Below are 21557 nucleotides of genomic sequence, written 5' to 3' on the forward strand. Positions count from 1 at the left end.
ATCCAGGAAACAAACATCATACTTCATAACATGGGGAGCCGTTCACGGTTAACGACTTGAACGGCTTCCTTCATGTTGCTTGCAAACTTTCAAATGCGGGAGGGAGGCCATCATGCTTAAGTATGTGCTGCGCAGATTCTTTTATATGATTGTGACGCTGTGGGTTATTGTCACCATCACTTTTTTCCTGATGAAGCTGCTGCCGGGTAATCCCTTTGGTGAGGCTACGGCGAAGCTTACTCCGGAAAACTTGCAAATCTTGATTGAACAATACGGTTTGGATAAACCGATATGGCAGCAATATTTGAAATATATAGGACAAGTGGTTCAAGGTGATCTGGGGATTTCCTATCAATTCCCGACACGCTCGGTTGTGAGCGTAATCAAGTCGGCTTATCCGGCCTCTTTTGAGCTTGGTCTGGAGTCTCTGATATTTGCTGTTATTGTCGGTCTGCTGCTCGGAGTTATTGCCGCGCTCAGACATAACAAGCTCGGCGATTACTCCGCAATGTTCATCGCCATTATCGGGGTGTCCATTCCATCATTTGTTATCGGACCGCTGCTCTCCTACTTCGTAGGGGTTAAATTGCAATGGCTTCCGCCTGGTTTGTGGACGACTCCGGAGCACCGGATTTTACCGGCTCTGGCCCTGTCGCTCGGAACGATTGCCATACTGGCGCGGATGATGCGGGCTTCCATGCTCGAAGTCGCCGGCCAGGATTATATCAAGACAGCGAAGGCAAAAGGAATACCTACGGTTTCCGTTGTGGGGACCCATATGATCCGCAATGCGATATTACCGGTTATCACCATTCTGGGACCGATTACCGTCAATGTATTAACCGGGACACTGGTCGTGGAGAAGATATTTTCCGTTCCGGGGATAGGCTATCAATTTGTGAGCGCCATCCTGACGAACGATTACACGATGATTACAGGATTGACCATATTCTATGCGGCTATTCTTGTTGTGGCTATGTTTATTACTGATATTGCATATGGCTTCGTCGATCCGCGTATTCGGTTAGGGAAAGGGTGATAAGGGATGGAAGTCATCGTTAAAGATCAATTTCAACCGGCTCCGCAGACTAGCAGCAAAGAAGCGATTCTGCGTCCTTCCCTGAATTATTGGCAGGATGCGTGGAGGCGGCTGAAGAAAAATAAATTGGCTATGGCCGGACTGGTAGTCCTTGTGATCATCGCCGCTTTTGCTATTATTGTTCCGCTTGTCAGCGGTTATGATTACGAAACGCAGAATCCGTCAGCCGTCAATCTGCGTCCGTCAGCCGACCATTATTTCGGCACCGACGATTTTGGGCGGGATCTCTGGACCCGCGTATGGTGGGGAGCGCGCATTTCCTTGACGATCGGGATTACGGCGGCTCTGCTTGATCTGGTGATCGGTGTTCTTTACGGCGGAATTTCCGCTTATTTTGGCGGCAAAGTCGATACGATCATGCAGCGGTTTATCGAAGTGGTATACTCTATTCCTTACCTGCTGATGGCCATTCTTCTCTTGATGGTTTTGGGTCCGGGGATGAAATCGATTATTTTTGCCTATGTCATTACCGGTTGGGTGTCGATGGCGCGGCTGGTCCGCGGGCAGCTGCTCGTGCTCAAAGAGCAGGAGTTCGTCCTGGCGGCACGCACATTGGGTGCAAAACCGTTTCGTATTATCCTGAAGCATTTGATTCCGAACGCCCTTGGCGTGATTGTCGTTCAAATTACGTTTGTTGTACCGACGGCTATTTTTGCCGAAGCATTCCTCAGCTTTATTGGACTTGGCATACGGCCGCCTCTGGCTTCACTGGGGAATCTGCTCAGCGATGGCGCCGGAGTGATGAGATATCATCCGCACCGTCTGCTGTTCCCGACTGTTATCTTCAGCTTGATATTGCTCAGCTTCAACCTGTTGGGAGACGGTCTGCGCGACGCTCTCGACCCGAAAATGAGAAAATAAGGAGGAGAGTCGAATGAGCGCACCTTTACTGGAAGTCAACAACCTGCAAGTTTCGTTCAAAATGTTCTCCGGCGAAGTCCAGGCGGTTCGCGGCGTCTCCTTTAAGTTAAATAAAGGCGAAGTGCTCGCAATCGTCGGTGAATCCGGCTGCGGCAAGTCAGTGACGGCCCAGACCCTTATGCGTCTTACGCCGTCTCCGCCGAGCTATATCAAAGCAGGCTCGATTATGTTCAATGGAAAAACGGATATTACCAAGCTGTCCGAGAAACAAATGAAAAAAGTGCGCGGAGAGGAAATGGGGATGATCTTCCAGGACCCGATGACTTCCCTCAATCCGACGATGACGGTCGGAGCGCAAATTGCCGAAGGGATCCGCAAGCATGAAGGCGCCAGCAAATCCGTGGCGCTGCTTCGTGCGGTTGAACTGCTGAAATTGGTCGGCATGTCCAATCCGGAGGAGCGGATCAACCAGTATCCGCATGAGCTGTCAGGCGGTATGCGCCAGCGGGTGATGATTGCAATTTCGCTGGCCTGCAATCCGAAGCTGCTGATTGCGGATGAACCGACAACAGCTCTAGACGTGACGATCCAGGCACAGATTATGGATCTGCTGCGGGATATTCAGAAAAAGACGGATACGGCGATTATTCTGATTACCCATGATCTTGGCGTGGTTGCCGAAATGGCGCAGCGTGTCATCGTTATGTATGCGGGCAAGGTGGTGGAACAGGGCGAATTGAACGATATCTTCTATCGTTCGCGGCACCCTTACACTTGGGGCTTGCTCAGCTCCGTACCCCGTCTGGACAGCGACGGCCATACCGAGCTGTCTTCCATACCCGGGACACCGCCCGATCTGTACGCTCCGCCGAAGGGCTGCGCTTTCGCGGCCCGCTGCCCGCATGCCATGCGGATATGCAGGGAGACGGATCCGGATCATTTCGCAATATCCGATACGCACAGCGCTGCCTGCTGGCTGAATCATCCCGACGCGCCGAAGGTGGAGCAGTCGAAGGAGACAGGAGGTAAAGTATATGCCTGAAGCGCCTATTCTGGAAGTGAAAAACTTGCGGAAGCATTTTCAACTGAAAGACAACCGGACGCTGAAAGCGGTCGACGGTTTGAATTTTTCGATCAATCGCGGGGAAACCTTCGGTCTGGTAGGAGAATCCGGCTGCGGCAAGTCAACGGCTGGCCGCACGATTATCCGGCTTTACGAGGCTTCGGAGGGGCAGGTTATTTTCAACGGCAAGGATGTCGGGAAGCTGAAGGGCGACGACCGGCTGAAATTCAACCGCGAGATGCAGATGGTGTTCCAGGACCCGTATGCTTCGCTTAATCCGCGGATGACGGTAGGTAAAATTATCGCCGAGGGAATCGACATTCATAAGCTGTACACGGGTAAAAAACGGACAGAGCGCGTGCATCAGCTGCTCCACGCCGTCGGTCTGAATGAAGAGCATGCGGGGCGTTTTCCCCATGAATTCTCAGGCGGCCAGCGCCAGCGGATAGGCATCGCGCGGGCGCTTGCGATCGAACCGCAGTTCATTATCGCCGATGAGCCGATCTCGGCGCTTGATGTGTCCGTTCAGGCGCAGGTCGTGAATTTGTTCAAGAACCTGCAGCGCGAGCATGGGTTGACCTATCTGTTCATTGCCCATGATCTGGCGATGATCAAGCATATTTCCGACCGGATTGGAGTCATGTATCTGGGTAAGCTGGTTGAAGTGGCGGCGGCCAGCACGCTGAACGCGAAGCCTCTGCATCCTTATACGCAGTCGCTGCTTTCGGCGATTCCGATTCCCGATCCGGAAATCCAGAAATCGCGGGAGCGGGTTATTTTGCAGGGAGAAATCCCGAGCCCGGTCAATCCGCCGAGCGGCTGCCCGTTCCGCACCCGCTGTCCTAAAGCGATGCCGGAATGCGCGGCTTCGATGCCGGCCTTCAAAGAAATCGAGCCGGGTCATTTTACGGCTTGTCATCTGTATTAATACGGCAGTGCAGGTATTCCGTTATCCGTGCTGCCCGCAGCTGTTCCGTTGATTTATGATAATAAAATTATATAGTGAACCACATGCGAGCCGATGCTCCATGTGGTTTTTTGCTTTTAACCGGCTCGGCTTGCAGCCGTTAAGGAGCACCGGGAAGCCCGATTCTTGAATAAGCAGCAAGAATATGAATTTGAAAATGTATTTATTTTACTTTTATGCCATGTGAAACAGATTTTGCAGGATCATCAGCCGTCAGGTTGATGGTCTATTTTATATGAAATTTTCGAAATTTTCAGATCATATATAAATTCTTAATAATTTATTATTATTTTGAGAACACAACGGTAACAGTCCGGATTTATTATTAGCGCTGTGCAAAAATTTACCGGCAAAGTAGAGGGGATTGTTGGAAATCACTAGTAATTATTGGCGTCAAACCTGTCACCATTACAAAAAACGAAAGGATGCTTAGCAATCTCATGTGGAAAAAATGGATTAATATTACAATTATATCGACGATTGCGTTCAGCATGCTGCCAATCGGGAAGACTTATGCTTCCCTGGATGCGCAAGCGGGTCAATCGACCGAGGATCCGGGCTTCACTTATGATGGAACTGCGAATACCGGCAAAGACGTAGCGGAAGGCGATACATACTATTATCTGCAGAATGACGAGGCTATCGCGATCATTTCGAACAAAGTCGGAGGAAATAACAAGCAGGGCAGCTTCAAGAAGGGCTGGCCTGTTGATTTTGTCTCCAAAGACCCGAAAGCGAATATGAAGGAAACGCTGGATTGGTCGGAGCTCGTTCTGAGCCCTACCATGAACGGCGACTACAACCAGAAGGGTGTTCAACTGTCCCTTGATAATATTCAAGTCGTGGACAACGAAAAAATCGTTGCCTCTGGCCAGTGGGATCAGAATGCCAAGATCAAAGGCTCCGTGACCTACCAAATGCTGCCGGACCAGCCGGTCATGAAGATGACCCTGACGCTGGATAATCAGGATACAAGCGACTTCGCCGGTTATTTCCTGTATTCCATGGATCCGGATGTTCCGGGCGCGCAATCGTCTTATGCGCCGGGCATCGGCTGGCTCCCAGGACTTAAAACGTCCGGGTGGTCGGAGAATTATATCTATGACGGTACCTCGGGCTCATCGGGCGAACCGGCCCACTCCATCGCCTGGCTTGATGATCAGCCAACCGGAATATACGGCAGCGATCTTTATTTCGGGGCCTGGTTTGACGCTAATGTGAAAGCAGGAGAGAGCAAGCAAATTTCCTGGTATCATGTTACGGAAATTCCGTCGGAACGCGGCAATGCTTATGACAATTTCTCTGCTTATGCGAAGCAGCTGTCCGTGATGGATCCAGAGGTTCCCGATTACAGCAAAGTAACCGGGCAGATGACGGACCCGACTACGGGCGAAGGCATTCAGGGCGTAACTCTCGTTGCCAAAAACATCAATTCCGAGGTCGCGGGCACGGCTGTAACGGATGCCGAGGGCAAATACGAGCTGTATCTGCCGGCAAATACCTACACGCTGACAGCCTCCAGACCCGGCTATGAAATGGATTCGAACTCTGTGGAAATTACAACGGATTCGACGATCGTCTACCCGATCGACTTTGCGATGAATCCGATTTCGGTCTCAGCGGGAACGGGCGTCCGGCTCCCCGGCACGCTTGCCGAGGGCACGGTGGATGATGTCGTCATTCAAAACTCGAAGCTGGCTCTGACGATTGCCAAGACCTACGTCGATTCCCAACTGACGAATTCGGTAGGACGGCCGATCGACTTCGCCGTTCAAGGGCTGGATGATGATCTGGATTGGATCAACCTTCCGTACCTGAGACTCGCACCTCTTCCTGCCAAAGAACCGTGGAAAGTACTAACGGTTACCAACTCCGATGTAGAGGTCGTGGAGAACACTGGCGAGCAATCAACCGTCAAAGCAACCGGTACCTACTCCGAGGTGCCTGGCGTCAATGTGGAGACGACTTATACCCTGCAAGCCAATCAAACGTGGATCGACACGGAAACGGTGTTCAAAAACACGACGGCAAGTGATATCGTCGCCTTTGCCGGCGATGCGATGGACCATGACGGAGACGGACAAACCTCCTACGTGCCGGGCGTTGGAGCAATCCCCGATGTGGCAACATATACGCCGAACGCGCCGTGGTTCTCGCAGTACGGCAGCTCGCAGCAGGCGTACGGCATTATTTACGAAGGTGATTTTGCCAGCGGCTTCACGCTTAACGGCAACAATACGAATGTGTTGAGCGAAAAACAGATCACGATCCCTGCCGGCGGCGAATACCGGCTTACACGCCATCTTGTGGCGGCCAGCACAGAAGGCTTGACTGACAAAAGCCAAGCGATCAACAACGTTTATGACGAGATCATCAGCCACCAAACGGGTATCAGCATGGAACTCGCCGTAGACAAGGAAACCTTGTCTGTGACAGACACCTTCCAGGTATCGCTTACGGTCAAGAATGATTCGGACGATATCGTGTCCGGGCTGCAGGCCAATCTCAACCTGCCGGCCAATGTAACCTCAAGCGATATGGCAGCGAAAGACATTCCGGAACTTGCTGCTCACAGTTCTACAACCGTCACATGGAATGCTGCGGCGGCAGGCGGGGGTCACGGAGATATCCAGCTTGAAATCAAGAAATCCGGCAATCCTTATATCACCAAGAATAAGCAAATTTTCGTGAACGGACCGGGCTGGTATGCCGGCGACAACCATACGCACAGCCGTTACAGCGACGGCAGCGGTTCGATTAATGACAACGCTACGGTTGCACGCAACAAGGGACTGGATTTCCTTACGGCAACCGACCATAACTCCATCAAGCAAAAAGATGACGTGGCCAAAGAGAACCGCGCCGATTTCGTGGAGCTGCTGGGCGAGGAAGTCACAACCGGCACCGGCCACTCGCTGGCCTATGATATTTCAAGTCTGATCAATTGGGCGCAGCCGACCCAGAATTACATCAACGAGACCCGGGCGAACAATGACGGGCAGGGGATGCATTTTATCGCCCATCCGTATTATCCCGGCCTGGAGTGGGAGGACTGGAGCGTCAAGAACTATAACGGGATCGAAGTGTGGAACGGCTTTTACCCGCCCAAGCATACGGTTAACGCCCAGGCGTTCGCCAAGTGGGATGAATTGAACAAAGCGGGCCGGCATATTATCGGTCTTGCCAACTCCGATGCCCATAACCCGGGCAAAGTAGGAGATCCGCACATTAAAGCCTATATGGACAACCTGTCCAAGGAAGAGATTTACCAAGCCATCCGTGGCGGCATGCTATACGGTACGAACGGCGATATCGACTTGGAGCTCGACATTAACGGAAAAATGATTGGCTCCGATGTTGCAGTGGACCGGCAAGGCGGACAGGCAAACATCGTATTGAACGGTTCTGCGCCTGGAGGACTGACGACCGCCCGGGTAATCAAGAACGGAGTCCTTCTGAAAGAGTGGACCGGTCTAACGGGTACAACCTTTAATCAGAATCTGCAGGATGATGCGATGCCTGGTGATTTCTACAGGATGGAGCTGGAAGGCGCCAACGGAAAATTCGCCTTCTCCAATCCGATCTGGATTACAGACGGAATCAGCGTGCCGCAAAGCATGAGCTTTGATGATGAGAATGTGACGCTGCGGGTTAACAAATCGGATGTGCTGTCTGTAACAGGCGCCTATCTTGACGCCAGCAAGCTGAAGCTTTCGGAGACCGGTAAGCTTGTCTTCGTCAGCAGCGACTCCTCGGTTGTCTCAATCGACAGCTACGGGCATATGACGGGATTGAAGACGGGCAAAGCGGATATTACCGTTTCAATCGGAAATCTTGAAATTATCACAACCGTCACCGTTGTGCCGAACAGAGCGCCTGCCGCCTCGACATCCGAATACAATACGGCTGCCGGCACGCCGATCAACGGCGTAATGGTCGCTTCGGATGAGGACCGCGATCCGCTTGCTTTCCGAATCGTGAAGCAAGGGACGCTTGGTCAGGCAGCCGTAACGGATGCGGTATACGGCGGATTTACTTACACACCGAACCCGGGTGTCACGGGAACGGATACGTTCACCTTTATAGCAAGTGATGGCGAAGCGGATTCCCAGGAGACAGCAGTCACCGTCAACATCAAGGAAGTTCCGGTATCCAACCAGGCACCGGTTGCCGAAGATGGAACCTGGAGCGTTGCGCAGGGCGGATCTTTGCTGGAGAAGCTGAAGGCAACGGATCCGGATAACGATAAACTGACCTATTCAATCGTGGCTAATGGTACTATGGGCACGGCAACCGTCATAGACGCGGTATACGGCGGCTTCAGCTATACGCCGAACATTGGCGCGGCGACGGGAACCGATACGTTCAGCTTTAAAGTAAATGATGGCTCTGTCGATTCGAATACGGGTACCATCACCGTCCATGTTACACCAGGCAATCATTTGCCGAAGGCTGAGAATCTCTCCTTCAACACGACAATCGGCATCGCGATCGATGTCAGTCTGAAAGGAACGGATTCAGACGGCGACCCGCTTACGTATACCATTGTGCAGAACGGTACGAGGGGGAATGCCGTCATCAAGGATAGTCATACCGGCAGCGTAACGTATACGCCGAATGATGAGCAGCCCGGTGAGGATACATTTGTGTACATGGTGAACGACGGCAAAGGAAATTCAAATCCGGGTATCGTATCGATATCCATTAAGCTGCCGGGACCGGGTCATCCAGATGACGATGACAACACACCTCCGGCGGACGGATCTGACAATCCTTCATACCCTCCGGCTTCACCGCCTGCGCCTCCTGCAGAGAAGCCTCCAGTTGAGGAGCCTGAAGCGCCTGAAGCTCCGGAGTCAGGCGGAGGAGAGAATCAGCAGCCAACGAAGCCTGTCGATCAGCTGTTTACTGACGTGTCGAATAACTGGGCAAAAAGCTATATCCAGGAAGCCGTTGACAGCGGTCTGATTAGCGGATACCCGGATGGCACGTTTAAACCTAATGAGACGATCAATCGGGCCGAGTTCCTGGTTATTCTCACCAGAGCGATGGGATACAACGATTCCGACGCAGCATTAAGCTTTGCAGATCAAGGCAGCATTCCTGCCTGGTCCGCCGATGCGATCAAGAAGGCAATCAAAGCCGGCATTATCAAAGGCTATGACGACAACACCTTCCGTCCGGGTCAGATCGTGAGCCGTTCGGAAATGGTCGTTCTGCTGGCCCGAGCGCTGGGCCTTCCTGACAATGCCGGATTGAAATCGACATTCGGCGATGCGCCTGATATCCCGGTATGGGCACAAGGCATGGCGGAGCAGTTGAAGCAGCTCGGTATTATCCAGGGCCGCGGCAATGGGGAATTTGCTCCGAAAGCCGGCACTACACGCGCTGAAGCAATTAAAGTTATTTTGACAGCCATGCATCTGATGAAATAAACAAGGATACATCCAGTTCGGGAATATGGGCGTCTGCCTGTATTCCCGGCTATTTGTTTAATGAGTGAAATCCATACCTGAGAGGAGAGTATTGCTGTGACTGCCAAGAAGATAAGTGCATATGTGAAAATCGCGATTCTCCTGCTTGGCCTGCTGCCGGTTCTGCCCCAGATTTCGTCCGCCCATTTTGAGCCTATCGGCTACTCGGAGATCGTCGTCGGAACAGACACCATCGAATATTCGCTCTATATGGACCCCTACCAGCTTCAGGAGTTCGTCGAACTGGATCTGAATACGGACGGTTATGTCGACGCGGAGGAAGTGAAGGAACAGGAAGCAGTACTGGATGCGTTCATGGGTTCCAATCTTCAGGTATTGAGCGGAGGCGTGGCCGGCGAGCCGTTGATCAGGCAAACAGTAATGACGGAGAAAGGCACGCTGCCGATGATCATGGCCCAAATCGAATATAAATTTGCGAAGCCGGTTGAAGATTTTGAGATTAATTACAGTTTCTTTCAGGTAGAAGGGTTCGTCCATCATATTAATATGGCCCATATTCAGTTTGCGGACCGGGAGCAGGAAGTTGTCTTTAATCAGACCAGCACCCAGTTCAGTTGGAGCAGGGATGGGGAGAATAACTCCTCCGGTCATGTTTCGGCAATCGCCAAACCAACGCTGATCAGGTGGGGGATCATTCTTGGCTGCTTGCTTTTGTTCTCCCTCGGCGTACTGATATGGAGACGGCGGAATTCCGTCAAATCCGTGAGTTTGCAAACCGGCAATAAGGCTGTACGCAAACCGGCCAACTGAATGATCCGAAGGCTTTGGAATGAATACAGACCCAAATTGTATAATGATTGCCGTCGCTTATCCACCGTCATACCCATGCGGCTTACTAGTTAGTGAATGGTCTTGACCAATCCGCCATCGATAATATAATCCACCCCTGTAATCATGGACGCATGACCGGAAACAAGGAATACGACAAGACTGGCAACTTCATGGGATTCGGCAAAACGCCCCAGGGAGATGCCCAGATCAAGAGCCATTTTCCTGGAATCCTCATCGCTATCCGGTATTCTTCCCGCCCACATCTCCGTACGGGTCGGTCCCGGTGCGACGGTATTGACGCGAATGCCTCTTGATGCGAACTCGCCGGCTAAATTTTTGGATAAATTCGTGACAGCGGCTTTGGCTGAGCTGTAAGCGATGATCCGCGGATTAGGCATGACGGCGTTCATTGAGGAAATATTCACGATTGCACCTCCTGGCGACGTCAGATGGGGAAGCGCAGCACGAGCTGTCCTCACGACGCTCATCAGATTAACGTCCATCATCTCCGCCCAGTCGGCATCGGACAGTTGAAGGAAGCCTTCCCCGGAACGGGTATCCGTTGCGCCGATATTGTTAACGAGAATGTCCAGCCGTCCATAGCGATTTAGCGTCTCCTTCACGACCTGCTCCGCTCCTTCCGCCTTTGCTGCATTCGCTATAACCGTAAGCACCTTTCCGGTATCCTCAAGCTCCTTTAACTCTGCCGTTATCTGACGCGAAGCCGCTATGACGTCCGCTCCGGATTCGGCCAGCGCTCTGACGGTTGCAAGTCCGATTCCGCGCCCTGCGCCGGTGACAATGGCGACTTTGCCGTCCAAAGAAATGTTCATTGTATTCATCCTCCCGCAGTTTTGTTTGCCGTATGTTCTTACAGCCTCATTATTGGCGATAATCGCGGATTTGCAAAGTACGCCGTTTATTCATACCAGGTATGGTTAACAGGACTAAAGCGGCCATGCCGGTACCTTTGAACGGCATACGGACAGGGAGTTTGCGTGGGACTGTAACGCCGATGGTTACACATTCCTCTTGCGTTTTTCGTAAAGTCTGCTGTAGAATACGCCTAACAGAAAGCGAAAGAAAGGAGCGTGAGAGATGGACTACCAGATAGACGTGAAGTTTGGGCCCATATATGAACTTCTCAATAGTCTGCATACGTACATATGTCGAAAATCATATAAGAAGATTGATTTGGCCCCCCAATGGGCCAAAGATACCCGTCAGCGATTGACGCCTGAATTTGCTTCCTTCCTCGATCAAACGGAGATCGACGGGGATTGGAAATTAACCTCTCTGCTCGTTCATCTGTGCCCAGGCTGTGGAAGCACCGAGGATTTCCTGGCTTGGCTGGAAGGATTGTCGTCCGGCGACCTTTACGAGCTTATATCGGAGTACAGCAACCAGTTTCCCGATAACAAAGGAAAATTCCGTTCCCGCACCTTGTCGATGCTGTCGCAGTGGGAAGAGCAGTATTTCCGGCATATCGATCCGGCTATCATTGAATCGCTAAGGGTTGAGACTCTTGACCGCAAGAAAGCGTTATTGGGGCTTGAGCCGGATGAGTTTATCGATCAAACGACGAACGGGCTGCATTTTAAACCGGTGAACGGGCTGGAACAGTTGATCCTCATCCCGCAGCATCATTTTCAGCCGTTGAATGTGATCTGCAATTTCGGCAAATTAACGCTCTGCCATTATTCCGCAAGAATCTATTTTGCCGATGACGATTATTTTCCCGCGCCGGAATACCGGATGATCCGAAGTCTCGGAGAGAAGAACCGGCTGAAAATATTACGCTATCTTCACCAGGGTCCCCGCAGCTTTATCGAAATCGTGAGGCATTTGAATTTATCCAAGGGGATTACGCATGATCATATTGCGAAGCTGCGGAGCGCAGGGATGATCCGGGCTTATTTTGAGGGCGAGACACTGGTTGAATACACACTGAGGCCTGGCGCATTGGAGCATATGCAGCGCAGACTGATCGCATATATTGAGCAGAGCTAGTTCGTAAAAATAACCTCTCCGCCCTTCAACACCGGGCTTCGGGAGACAAATAAGAATGCCAGCAAACCATTTCCGAAGGGAGTGGTTTTTTTGTTTTTAAAATATTTTCTCTTTTTTAGGAAATGTTTTTCAGTTCTCTATTTACAGAACCGCAATTGGTTTCTATAATATAAATAATTGAAGTTAATTCATACTTATATTATCGGAATTATCGAGAAGAACGGTTTCGCCATCTTTATGAGTGCAGCTAGGACTTTTCACCTTGGAAATATAAGCAACGTATAGACCAAATTTATACTGTCTTATATTTTGAGAAAAAGAAAATTTAATTGAAATGGGAGAGGTTGTTATGAAGAAAGGCGCTGTTTTATTATCCACCGTATTGATTATCGGCAGTTTATTGTTATCCGCTTGCTCGGATAAGAGCGGCAATGCACCGGCTGACAATGCACCGGCAGCTCCGGCGGCAGCGAACGGCAGCAATGCAAGCACAGAGGAACCTGCCGATGCGGCGCAAGGTACAGCCTCGACGATTCAGGCCAGCGACATGTCCAAACTTCCCGCTGCGGCCCAGCAGCGTACAGATACGATCATTGTAGGCCTGACGGATCCAAGCGGCGCGTTCACGCCTTATTTTCAACAGAGCGGTTATGACGGCAATGTGTCTTCCCTGCTTTATACGCCGCTGGTTACGGTTGACGATCAAGGAGTCCCGCAGCCTGCTCTTGCGGAAAGCTGGGATGTTTCTCCCGATAATCTCACGTACACCTTCCATCTTCGCAAAGACTTGAAGTTCAGCGACGGGACGCCGATTACCTCTGACGATGTAGCGTTCACCTGGACGATTCTGCATGACAAGGCCTATGATGGCGATTCCCAATTGCCAACGCTGCTTGTCAAAGGCGGCCAGGCTTACAAAGAAGGCAAAGCGGAAAGCATCGAGGGCATCAAAGTGATTGACCCCCTGACGATTTCCGTCACGCTGGAAAAGCCGAATGCGGCAGCGCTGCTGACGCTTGGCTCCGATGTGCTGTCCAAAGCCTACTACGGCAAGGAATATAAATTCGGCCAGCTGGATTACATCAAGAAGCTGCATGAACAACCGGTCGGCAGCGGCCCGTACAAGCTGGAGAAGTTCATTCCCGGTCAGGAAGTCCGGCTTGTAGCCAATGAGAATTACTACAAAGGCAAACCGGCAACGGAGCATTTTATCTATAAAACGTCGGAAGGCGATGTGTGGCAGTTCATTGAAACCGGTGAAGTCGATTATGCCTCGTTCACAGCAACGCAGGAAAATATTGATAAGCTGAAAAGCCTCGGGTTCGTAAATATTCTCTCTTACACGCCGAGCACTTACGGATATCTGCAGGTCAACCTGGAGCATGAAGCGTTGAAGGATAAAAAAGTGCGGCAGGCGATCACCTATGGACTGGACCGTCAAAGTATTTATGTTGACGCCAACCAGGGGGCCGCTTCCATCGCCAATATTCCATCGTCACCGATTGCTTGGTCGTATACCGAGGACGGAATCAATCCGTACAAATACGATCCGGATCAGGCGAACAAGCTGCTGGACGAAGCGGGCTGGGTTCCGGGCGCGGACGGCATCCGCGAGAAGGACGGCAAGAAGCTGTCCATTCATTACCTCGGCTCCAAGAGCAAAAACACCGATATCTTTATCGCTGTCGCCAAAGAAAACTTTCAGGCGATTGGCGTCGACTTCCAGCCGGAAGTGTTCGCGGACTTTAATGCCTTGTCATCCAAGGTGGAAGGCGGAGACTACGATCTCGTATCCTTCTCGACGCCGCTGTTGACCGATCCGTCCGATGGCTTGCTGATGTTCGTGGACGGAGAGATCAAGGGCTACGACAATCCGAAATTCAAGGAATTGTACGACAAAGGGCTGGCAACGCTCGATATCGAGCAGCGCAAAGCCATTTACAAAGAAATTTATCAGCTTCTGAACGATGAGCTTCCGGTAATTTTCACCAACTACAAGAAATCGGTGTATGCCTACAACGGCCGGATTCAGAACCTGTCCGTAAGTCCTTTCAACGGACTTGCCGCCAGCCTGCCGAATTGGACCCTGAAATAAATAAACCGTCCCCTGCCTTATATTACTTAAGAGCGGGGGACGCCATTTAAGGAGCCGGTCATGAGCGCTTATCTAACGAAAAGATTGACATACATGGTCGTCATACTGCTCGCAGCTACATTTCTGATCTTCAGCCTGTATGCGTTGACTCCGGGGGATTTCATCACCGGCAACATCAAGCTGACGCCGGAGCGCAAGGCGGAGCTGCGGGAGATTTACGGTCTCAACAAGCCGCTTCTGGAGCGTTACGGCACATGGATGAAGCATGCTTTTCACGGGGATTTCGGTTATTCGCTGGCGCAGCAGAAGCCGGTTCTTACGCTGTTTAACCAATATGTCTGGAATTCCTTCCTGCTGGCGGTTGTATCAACGTTCCTGACCTGGCTGATCGCCGTGATTGTCGGGGTGGTCGCGGCTTACCGGCAGTACTCCTGGTTCGATACGCTGGTGATGGTCGGGATATTCGCCGCCATGTCGATCCCGTCCTTCTTCATCGGCTTGTTCCTGATCAAAATCATGGCGGTCGACTGGAAATGGCTGCCCCCCGGCGGAATGCTGACGACGGGAAGCAACGCGGTCGGAATGGCTTATGTGAAGGAAGTCATCCATCATATGGCGCTTCCGGTAATCGTCATGACGCTATTGGGACTCGGCTCGCTGACCCGGTATTTCCGCAGCAGCATGATCGACGTCCTCAAGCAGGACTATATCCGTACGGCGCGGGCCAAGGGGCTGAAGGAAAGAAAAGTGCTGTTTACGCATGCGCTGCGAAACGCGCTTCTGCCGGCTATTACTTTGGTCGGCTTCGAGCTTCCGGCGCTGTTCGGCGGATCGCTCATCATTGAGAAAATATTCAACTGGCCGGGAATCGGACAGCTGTATATGCAGTCCTTCTCGCTGCGGGATTATCCGCTGCTTATGGGCTTCACTGTATTTATTGCGGTTCTGACGGTCATCGGCACGCTGTTATCGGACATTTTATACCGTGTTGCCGATCCGCGCGTCCGGTTGTAGAAGGGGGCTGTCATGGATGTCAACCATTAGCAGCGGTTTGAGCAAGGTCAATCAGGCTAAGCCGGTTCCGGTAAAATCATCGCTTTGGAAGCAGTCGCTGCGCCGTCTGCTCAAGAATAAGCTGGCGGTCTCCGGCTTTGTCGTCGTCGTCCTCATGTTTGCGGCGTGCTTCATCGGACCGCTGTTCTCGCCTTATACCGACAACAAAATCAATATGGCCATGATGAACAAGGCTCCCGGCCTCAAGCACTGGCTTGGCACGGATGCGCTTGGCCGGGATGTATTGACCCGGGTGCTTCAGGCCGGCCGGATTTCACTGACTGTCGGACTCGCGTCCATGGTGCTTTCGGTCTTTATCGGAGCGCTTCTGGGCACGATTGCCGGCTATTATCGGGGAATTGCGGATCAAATTATTATGCGGATCGCGGATCTGATGCTTACGATTCCGAGTCTTCCGTTATTGTTCATATTCGGCGCGATGCTCTCGGAGTGGAAGGTGCCGACCGATTACCGGATGTATATTGTCATGGTGATGCTCAGCTTTGTCGGCTGGCCGGGACTTGCGCGGATGGTGCGGGGGCAGATGCTCAGCCTCCGCGAACGCGAATTTATGCAGGCCGCGGTCGTGCTCGGCTTGCGCGACCGGCGCAAATTGTTCAACCATCTGCTGCCGAATCTGGTGCCGCTGCTCATTGTTATCGCGACGCTCAATATCGGCGGCGCCATCCTGAGCGAATCGGTTCTGAGCTTCTTCGGTCTTGGCGTCATGCCGCCAACGCCGACCTGGGGCAATATGATCGATTCGGCCAACAACATGATTGATTTTCAGGAGCGGCCATGGCTCTGGATACCGCCGGGTTTCTCGATATTCGCGACGGTCATCGCAATTAACATATTTGGCGATGGGCTCCGGGACGTACTGGACCCCAAACAGAAGAGGTAGGTGACAGACTTCCATGAAAGAGCTGCTTGAGATCAATCACCTCAGCACATATTTTGAAACCGAAGCGGGTACGGTCAAAGCGGTTGACGATGTGAGCCTGCGGGTCAAACGTGGAGAGACCGTGTGCATTGTCGGGGAGTCCGGCTGCGGAAAAAGCATTACGGCGATGTCGGTGATGGGACTGGTAGAGGGACCGGCCGGCAAAGTCGTGGGAGGAGAGATCGGGTTCGACGGGCGTGACCTGCTCAAATTGGACAAGAATGAGCTGCGTACCATACGCGGTCATGATATTGCGATGATCTTCCAGGAACCGATGTCGTCGCTCAATCCGGTTCTGACGATCGGCGAGCAGCTGATTGAACCGCTGGTCGAGCACTTGAAGATGAGCAAGAAAGCAGCCCGGAAGCGTGCGATTGAGCTCATAACGCAGGTCGGCATCTCCAGGGCCGAGCAGATCGCGGGCAGCTATCCGCATGAGCTCAGCGGCGGTATGCTGCAGCGGATCATGATTGCCATTGCGGTATCCTGCAGTCCCAAGCTGCTCATTGCCGACGAGCCGACGACCGCGCTCGATGTGACCATTCAAGCGCAGATTCTGGATCTGCTCCGCAAGTTCAAAGAAGAGTCGAATATGTCCATTCTGCTGATTACGCATGATCTTGGCGTGGTGGCGGAAATGGCCGATTATGTGATCGTTATGTATTCCGGCAAAATCGTTGAAGAGGGCGAGGTTGTCGAGCTGTTCGAGAATCCCAAGCATCCGTATACGCGGGGGCTGCTGAAATCCAAGCCGGTGCTGGGCCGGCGGCAGGATGACTTATATTCGATCCCGGGACAGGTTCCCAATCCGCTCGATCTGACGCCTTCCTGTTATTTTCATGACCGGTGCGAGAGCTGTATGGCGGTCTGCCAGACGAAGGAGCCGCAGCTCAAAGCTGTAGCGGATAAGCAAAAAGTCGCCTGCTGGCTCTATGAGGAGGCGGTCGTTCATGTCTGAGGCGCTGCTTGAAATCAACCATCTGAAAAAATACTTTCCGATCAAATCCGGCCTGCTCAATCGGACGGTAGGGCAGGTCAGGGCGGTAGACGATATCAGCATCACCCTGCAGCCCGGCGAGACCTTCGGTCTTGTCGGTGAATCCGGCAGCGGGAAAAGCACGGTCGGGCGGACGATTCTGCGGCTGACGGAGAAAACGTCCGGAGAAGTGAAGTATAAAGGAATCGATCTGTACAGCCTCTCCGCGCAGGAGCTCCGCAAGCTGCGTCCGAAAATGCAGCTGATCTTCCAGGATCCGTACAGCTCGCTGAATCCGCGTGTTCGCGTAGGCGATGCCATCGGTGAAGCGCTGCTGGACCACGGTCTGGTTCCGGGCGGGGAAGTGCGGGAGCGCGTGGAGGAGGTGCTGGCTTCCTGCGGATTGTCATCCTATCATATCGACCGCTTCCCCCATGAATTCTCAGGCGGGCAGCGTCAACGGATCGGCATCGCCCGGGCGCTCGTGCTGAATCCCGATCTGATTATCGCCGATGAGCCCGTATCCGCTCTGGATGTGTCGATACAGGCCCAGATCATCAACCTTTTCCGCAAGCTTCAGGAGACGCGGGGATTGACCTATCTGTTCATCTCCCATGACTTGAGCGTGGTCGAGCATCTGTGCTCCCGGATCGGCGTCATGTATTTGGGTTCCATGATGGAAACAGCATCCCGGGATGAATTATTCCGCAATCCGCTGCATCCTTATACCAAAGCGCTGCTGTCGGCGGTTCCGGTCCCGATTCCGAAGCTGAAGCGGGAGAGAATCGTGCTGAAAGGCGACATTCCAAGTCCGGCCAATCCGCCGTCAGGCTGCAAGTTTCATACAAGATGCCCTTACGCCACGGATATCTGCAAAGAGCAGGTGCCGGAATTCCGCGACGCAGGCGGCAATCACTATGTTGCCTGCCATCTGGTTTAGCGGGACATCCTGCCGCGGGAGATCACTCCTGTGGAGCCGAATAACGGTCGAAGCCGCTTCGCGAATGGCACAGACGCCAGAGATCGCATTAATAATGCCAGTCAGGTCAAATTCATGACCTGACTGGTTTTTTTTGCGCTTCTGGAACAACGGCGGAGAAACACCAGAACAGGTGAGGCGATACGCTTACGTTGCGGCTCGGCAAGCATGAAGGCCATGACAAAATGGGCAAATATAGATAATGACTTTGGAAGACTTAATCTTTATTATGTAAGTATATATAACATGAGTGGTGAATGGGATTCCATGTAACGGCAGGAAGAAGAGGGGGCGGATGAAGCATGCAGCGTTTTGATTTGATTGTCAGGGGCGGAATGGCGGTTCTTGCGGATGAGGTGAAACGGCTCGACATCGGGATTATCGGTGGTCGGATTGCAGAGCTGTCGGAACGGATCGATGGAGACAGCGACCGCCAGATAGATGCCTCGCAGCTGCATATTATGCCGGGGATGATCGATGTGCATGTACACTTCAACGAGCCGGGGCTGGGGGAATGGGAGGGATTCTATCATGGCTCCTCCTCCATGGCCGCTGGAGGATGCACCACCTATTTTGACATGCCGCTCAATGGCGTTCCTCCAACTATCCGAATCTCCGCGCTTCAGCAAAAGCTGGAAGCGGCCAAAGGCCAATCCTTCGTCGATTATGCCTTATGGGGAGGGCTGGTTCCCCGAAACAGGGATGACCTCGCGGCACTCGCGCAAAGCGGCATCATCGGCTTTAAGGCATTTATGTCATCTCCGTCGCCGTCGGAGGAGGATGAATTCAGAGAAGCGGATGATCTTACGCTTTATGAAGGCATGCAGGAGATTGCGAAGCATCACAAAATTTTGGCCCTGCATGCGGAAAGCGAAGCGATGACGGGCAGGCTGGCAGAGCGGTGCAGGAACTCGGGCTTGCATTCGGCGGCCGATTATACCGCATCGCGCCCTGTCATCGCCGAGATGGAAGCTGTGCAGCGCGCATTATTCTTTGCGGAGCAAACCGGCTGCGCATTGCATTTTGTCCATATCAGCAGCGCCCGTTCCGTTGAATTGATCGATGCCGCCAAGCAGCGCGGAATCGATGTAACGCTGGAGACCTGTCCGCATTACCTGGCTCTGACGGCGGATGACCTGGACACGCTTGGCGGTCTTGCCAAATGCTCGCCTCCTTTAAGAACCCGGCAGGATCAGGAGCAGCTGTGGGAAGCGCTCCGCGAAGGCAAAATCGACATGATTTCTTCCGACCATTCTCCCTGTCCGCGATCGATGAAGGAAAATGCCGACGGCAATTTCTTTGCATTGTGGGGCGGAATTTCCGGCGGTCAGAGCAGCATGGAAATTATCATCGACGAAGCGCATATGAAAAGAGGAATTCCGCTGCAACGGGTGGCGCAGTGGCTGTCCGCAAGTCCCGCCAAACGATTCGGGCTTCACCCGCATAAAGGCGGGATCGCCCTTCATGCGGATGCCGATCTTGCGCTGGTTGCGCTGGATCGGGCATATGTTTTGCACGAATCCGATCTGCACTACAGACATCCGCACAGTCCCTATGTCGGGCGGAGAATGGGCTGCCGGGTCGAAGCGACGATCAGCCGGGGTCGCCTTGTCTATGAGAACGGCCGGGGGCTGCAGGGTGATCCGGACGGCCATTGGTTGAGTGTGCAGTGAATCGAAGCAGAAAGAAGGGGGATGCGGACGATGGGAGAAGGAGCGGATACCCCGGTTTCAATCGGCGAGGAGCAGCTGGCGCAGTTTGCGGCGGAAGCGGAAACGATCATTAACGAGATGGCTTCGTTCGGAGCCGAAGCAGGCGGAGGCGTTACCCGTCTGCTCTACTCTGAAGCCTGGCGCGGCGGGCAGGAGGCGCTTGCCGGGCGGATGAGGCGCATGGGCCTTGAAGTGCGGCAGGATCAGGCGGGCAATGTCTTCGGCCGGTTAACCGGAATGGATGCGGCAGCGCCTTCGATTCTGACCGGATCGCATGTGGATACCGTGCGCTGCGGCGGCAGCTATGACGGCATCTACGGGATTGCCGCCGGTCTGATTGCGCTGCGTTATTTGAAGCTAATCTGCGGGCAGCCGCAGCGCAGTCTCGAGGCGGTTTCGTTCTGCGAGGAGGAAGGAAGCCGGTTTCCCATTGCATTCTGGGGGTCCGGAAGCATTACCGGCTTTCGCGGGGAGGAGCATATACGGGGGATATACGACGATAACGGCATTGCTTTTCGCGAAGCCATGGAGGCGGCAGGGTTCGGAAATCCGCAGCAGCCTACCAGCCGGCGGGACGATATTGCGGCTTTTATCGAGCTGCATGTCGAGCAGGGCGTGATCCTGGAGCGCATGGAGCAGACGATCGGGATCGTCGATGCGATTGTCGGGCAGAAGCGTTATGTCATTGAATTGAATGGCGAGGCCAATCACGCGGGGACGACGCCGATGCGGATGCGCAAGGATGCGCTCAGCGGCGCGGCGGAGATGATCGTTTATTTGGAGCAGGAGGCGCTCCGCCTCGGAGAGCCGCTTGTCGCTACCGTCGGAAAAATCGAAGCGGTGCCCAATACATCGAATGTCGTCGCTGGAAAAGTGACCTTCACGCTGGACATACGGCATCCCGGGGAAGCGGAGCTGGAAAGCTTTTGCGGGGCTGTATTGACCCGTTTTGAGGAGATAGCACATATCCGGGGACTATCAATGGACTGCCGGAAAAGCCTGGATGCTGCTCCTGCCGGGATGGATCACGATTTATCACATAGACTGGAGCAGATTTGCCAGGCCAAGTCGCTCTCCTATCGCAGAATGGTCAGCGGCGCCGGGCATGACGCGCAGGTTTTTCAGCGGTATTGTCCGACAGCTCTGCTATTCGTTCCAAGCTGCCGGGGCATCAGCCACTCGCCTGAGGAATATACGCTGCCTCAGGATATGGCGGCGGGGATTGCCGTCCTGATCGAGCTGCTCTATCAGCTTGGGTATGCGCAGGGAGGATAACAACCTGTTGGGATCGGCCAAGTGCTTTGCCAAGCGGGCTTTGCCAAAGGCGGTTCAGTGAGCGGCTCACTCCCAAGCAATGTATAAGACGCCTCAAAACCACCCTGACAGTGGTGATGGAGGCGTCTATTTGCATGGAAATTGAGTTATTTACCAATAATCTACAGTTAATAAGAACATCAACATCCTTACGAGACTAAACAGCAGCATCCAGCAGCGGGTACAGTGAGGTTATTCCTTGTTAGAGATGAAGAAATC

At 52.9% G+C, this 21557-nt stretch carries 15 protein-coding genes; 14 read left to right on the forward strand and 1 reads right to left on the reverse strand.

Features of this window, described 5'->3' with window-relative positions; all coding sequences use genetic code 11:
* The first annotated feature begins 112 nt into the window (after positions 1–112).
* The 6 genes from AC0YOB_RS30955 to AC0YOB_RS30980 all read left to right on the forward strand — a co-directional run bounded on the left by AC0YOB_RS30955 (position 113) and on the right by AC0YOB_RS30980 (position 10235).
* Positions 113–1039 (forward strand): ABC transporter permease, encoded by a 927-nt coding sequence (locus tag AC0YOB_RS30955; RefSeq protein WP_475796053.1) that lies wholly within the window; start codon positions 113–115, stop codon positions 1037–1039.
* A 6-nt stretch (positions 1040–1045) separates the two neighbouring features.
* Positions 1046–1960 (forward strand): ABC transporter permease, encoded by a 915-nt coding sequence (locus AC0YOB_RS30960; protein ID WP_210044853.1) that lies wholly within the window; start codon positions 1046–1048, stop codon positions 1958–1960.
* Between the two features lie 13 nt (positions 1961–1973).
* A complete protein-coding gene (locus AC0YOB_RS30965) occupies positions 1974–3002 on the forward strand; it encodes an ABC transporter ATP-binding protein (RefSeq protein ID WP_475796054.1) in 1029 nt (342 codons plus the stop codon).
* Positions 2995–3951, forward strand: coding sequence for an ABC transporter ATP-binding protein (locus AC0YOB_RS30970; RefSeq protein ID WP_475796055.1), 957 nt, complete (start codon positions 2995–2997; stop codon positions 3949–3951). The genes AC0YOB_RS30965 and AC0YOB_RS30970 overlap by 8 nt, the downstream gene beginning before the upstream one ends.
* A gap of 479 nt (positions 3952–4430) precedes the next feature.
* Positions 4431–9425 carry a CehA/McbA family metallohydrolase gene (locus AC0YOB_RS30975; protein WP_475796056.1) on the forward strand — a complete coding sequence of 1665 codons (4995 nt, stop codon included), beginning with the start codon at positions 4431–4433 and terminating at the stop codon, positions 9423–9425.
* A 96-nt stretch (positions 9426–9521) separates the two neighbouring features.
* A complete protein-coding gene (locus AC0YOB_RS30980; protein WP_475796057.1) occupies positions 9522–10235 on the forward strand; it encodes a hypothetical protein in 714 nt (237 codons plus the stop codon).
* Positions 10236–10324: 89 nt separating this feature from the next.
* Here the strand turns inward: AC0YOB_RS30980 and AC0YOB_RS30985 are convergent, their stop codons facing one another.
* Positions 10325–11089 (reverse strand): SDR family NAD(P)-dependent oxidoreductase, encoded by a 765-nt coding sequence (locus tag AC0YOB_RS30985; RefSeq protein ID WP_475796058.1) that lies wholly within the window; start codon positions 11087–11089, stop codon positions 10325–10327.
* 265 nt (positions 11090–11354) lie between these two features.
* Here AC0YOB_RS30985 and AC0YOB_RS30990 point away from each other — a divergent pair, with 265 nt between their 5' ends.
* The 8 genes from AC0YOB_RS30990 (at position 11355) to AC0YOB_RS31025 (ending at position 21299) form a co-directional block, all read left to right on the forward strand.
* Positions 11355–12266, forward strand: coding sequence for an ArsR/SmtB family transcription factor (locus AC0YOB_RS30990; RefSeq protein WP_475796059.1), 912 nt, complete (start codon positions 11355–11357; stop codon positions 12264–12266).
* Positions 12267–12615: 349 nt separating this feature from the next.
* The gene (locus AC0YOB_RS30995) at positions 12616–14361 is read left to right on the forward strand and encodes an ABC transporter substrate-binding protein (RefSeq protein ID WP_475796060.1); all 1746 of its coding nucleotides are present in this window, start codon (positions 12616–12618) and stop codon (positions 14359–14361) included.
* 60 nt (positions 14362–14421) lie between these two features.
* Complete coding sequence (locus AC0YOB_RS31000) at positions 14422–15375, forward strand: ABC transporter permease (protein ID WP_475796061.1); 954 nt, start codon at positions 14422–14424, stop codon at positions 15373–15375.
* A gap of 16 nt (positions 15376–15391) precedes the next feature.
* The gene (opp4C, locus tag AC0YOB_RS31005) at positions 15392–16318 is read left to right on the forward strand and encodes an oligopeptide ABC transporter permease (RefSeq protein WP_475788052.1); all 927 of its coding nucleotides are present in this window, start codon (positions 15392–15394) and stop codon (positions 16316–16318) included.
* Between the two features lie 13 nt (positions 16319–16331).
* A complete protein-coding gene (locus AC0YOB_RS31010; RefSeq protein WP_475796062.1) occupies positions 16332–17315 on the forward strand; it encodes an ABC transporter ATP-binding protein in 984 nt (327 codons plus the stop codon).
* Positions 17308–18273, forward strand: coding sequence for an ABC transporter ATP-binding protein (locus tag AC0YOB_RS31015; RefSeq protein WP_475796063.1), 966 nt, complete (start codon positions 17308–17310; stop codon positions 18271–18273). Before AC0YOB_RS31010 ends, AC0YOB_RS31015 begins: the two co-directional genes overlap by 8 nt.
* Before the next feature lie 341 nt (positions 18274–18614).
* Positions 18615–19985, forward strand: coding sequence for an allantoinase (locus AC0YOB_RS31020; protein ID WP_475796064.1), 1371 nt, complete (start codon positions 18615–18617; stop codon positions 19983–19985).
* Between the two features lie 30 nt (positions 19986–20015).
* Complete coding sequence (locus AC0YOB_RS31025; protein WP_475796065.1) at positions 20016–21299, forward strand: M20 family metallo-hydrolase; 1284 nt, start codon at positions 20016–20018, stop codon at positions 21297–21299.
* Positions 21300–21557 lie beyond the last annotated feature (258 nt).

Source organism: Paenibacillus sp. JT31N17 (assembly GCF_056269255.1).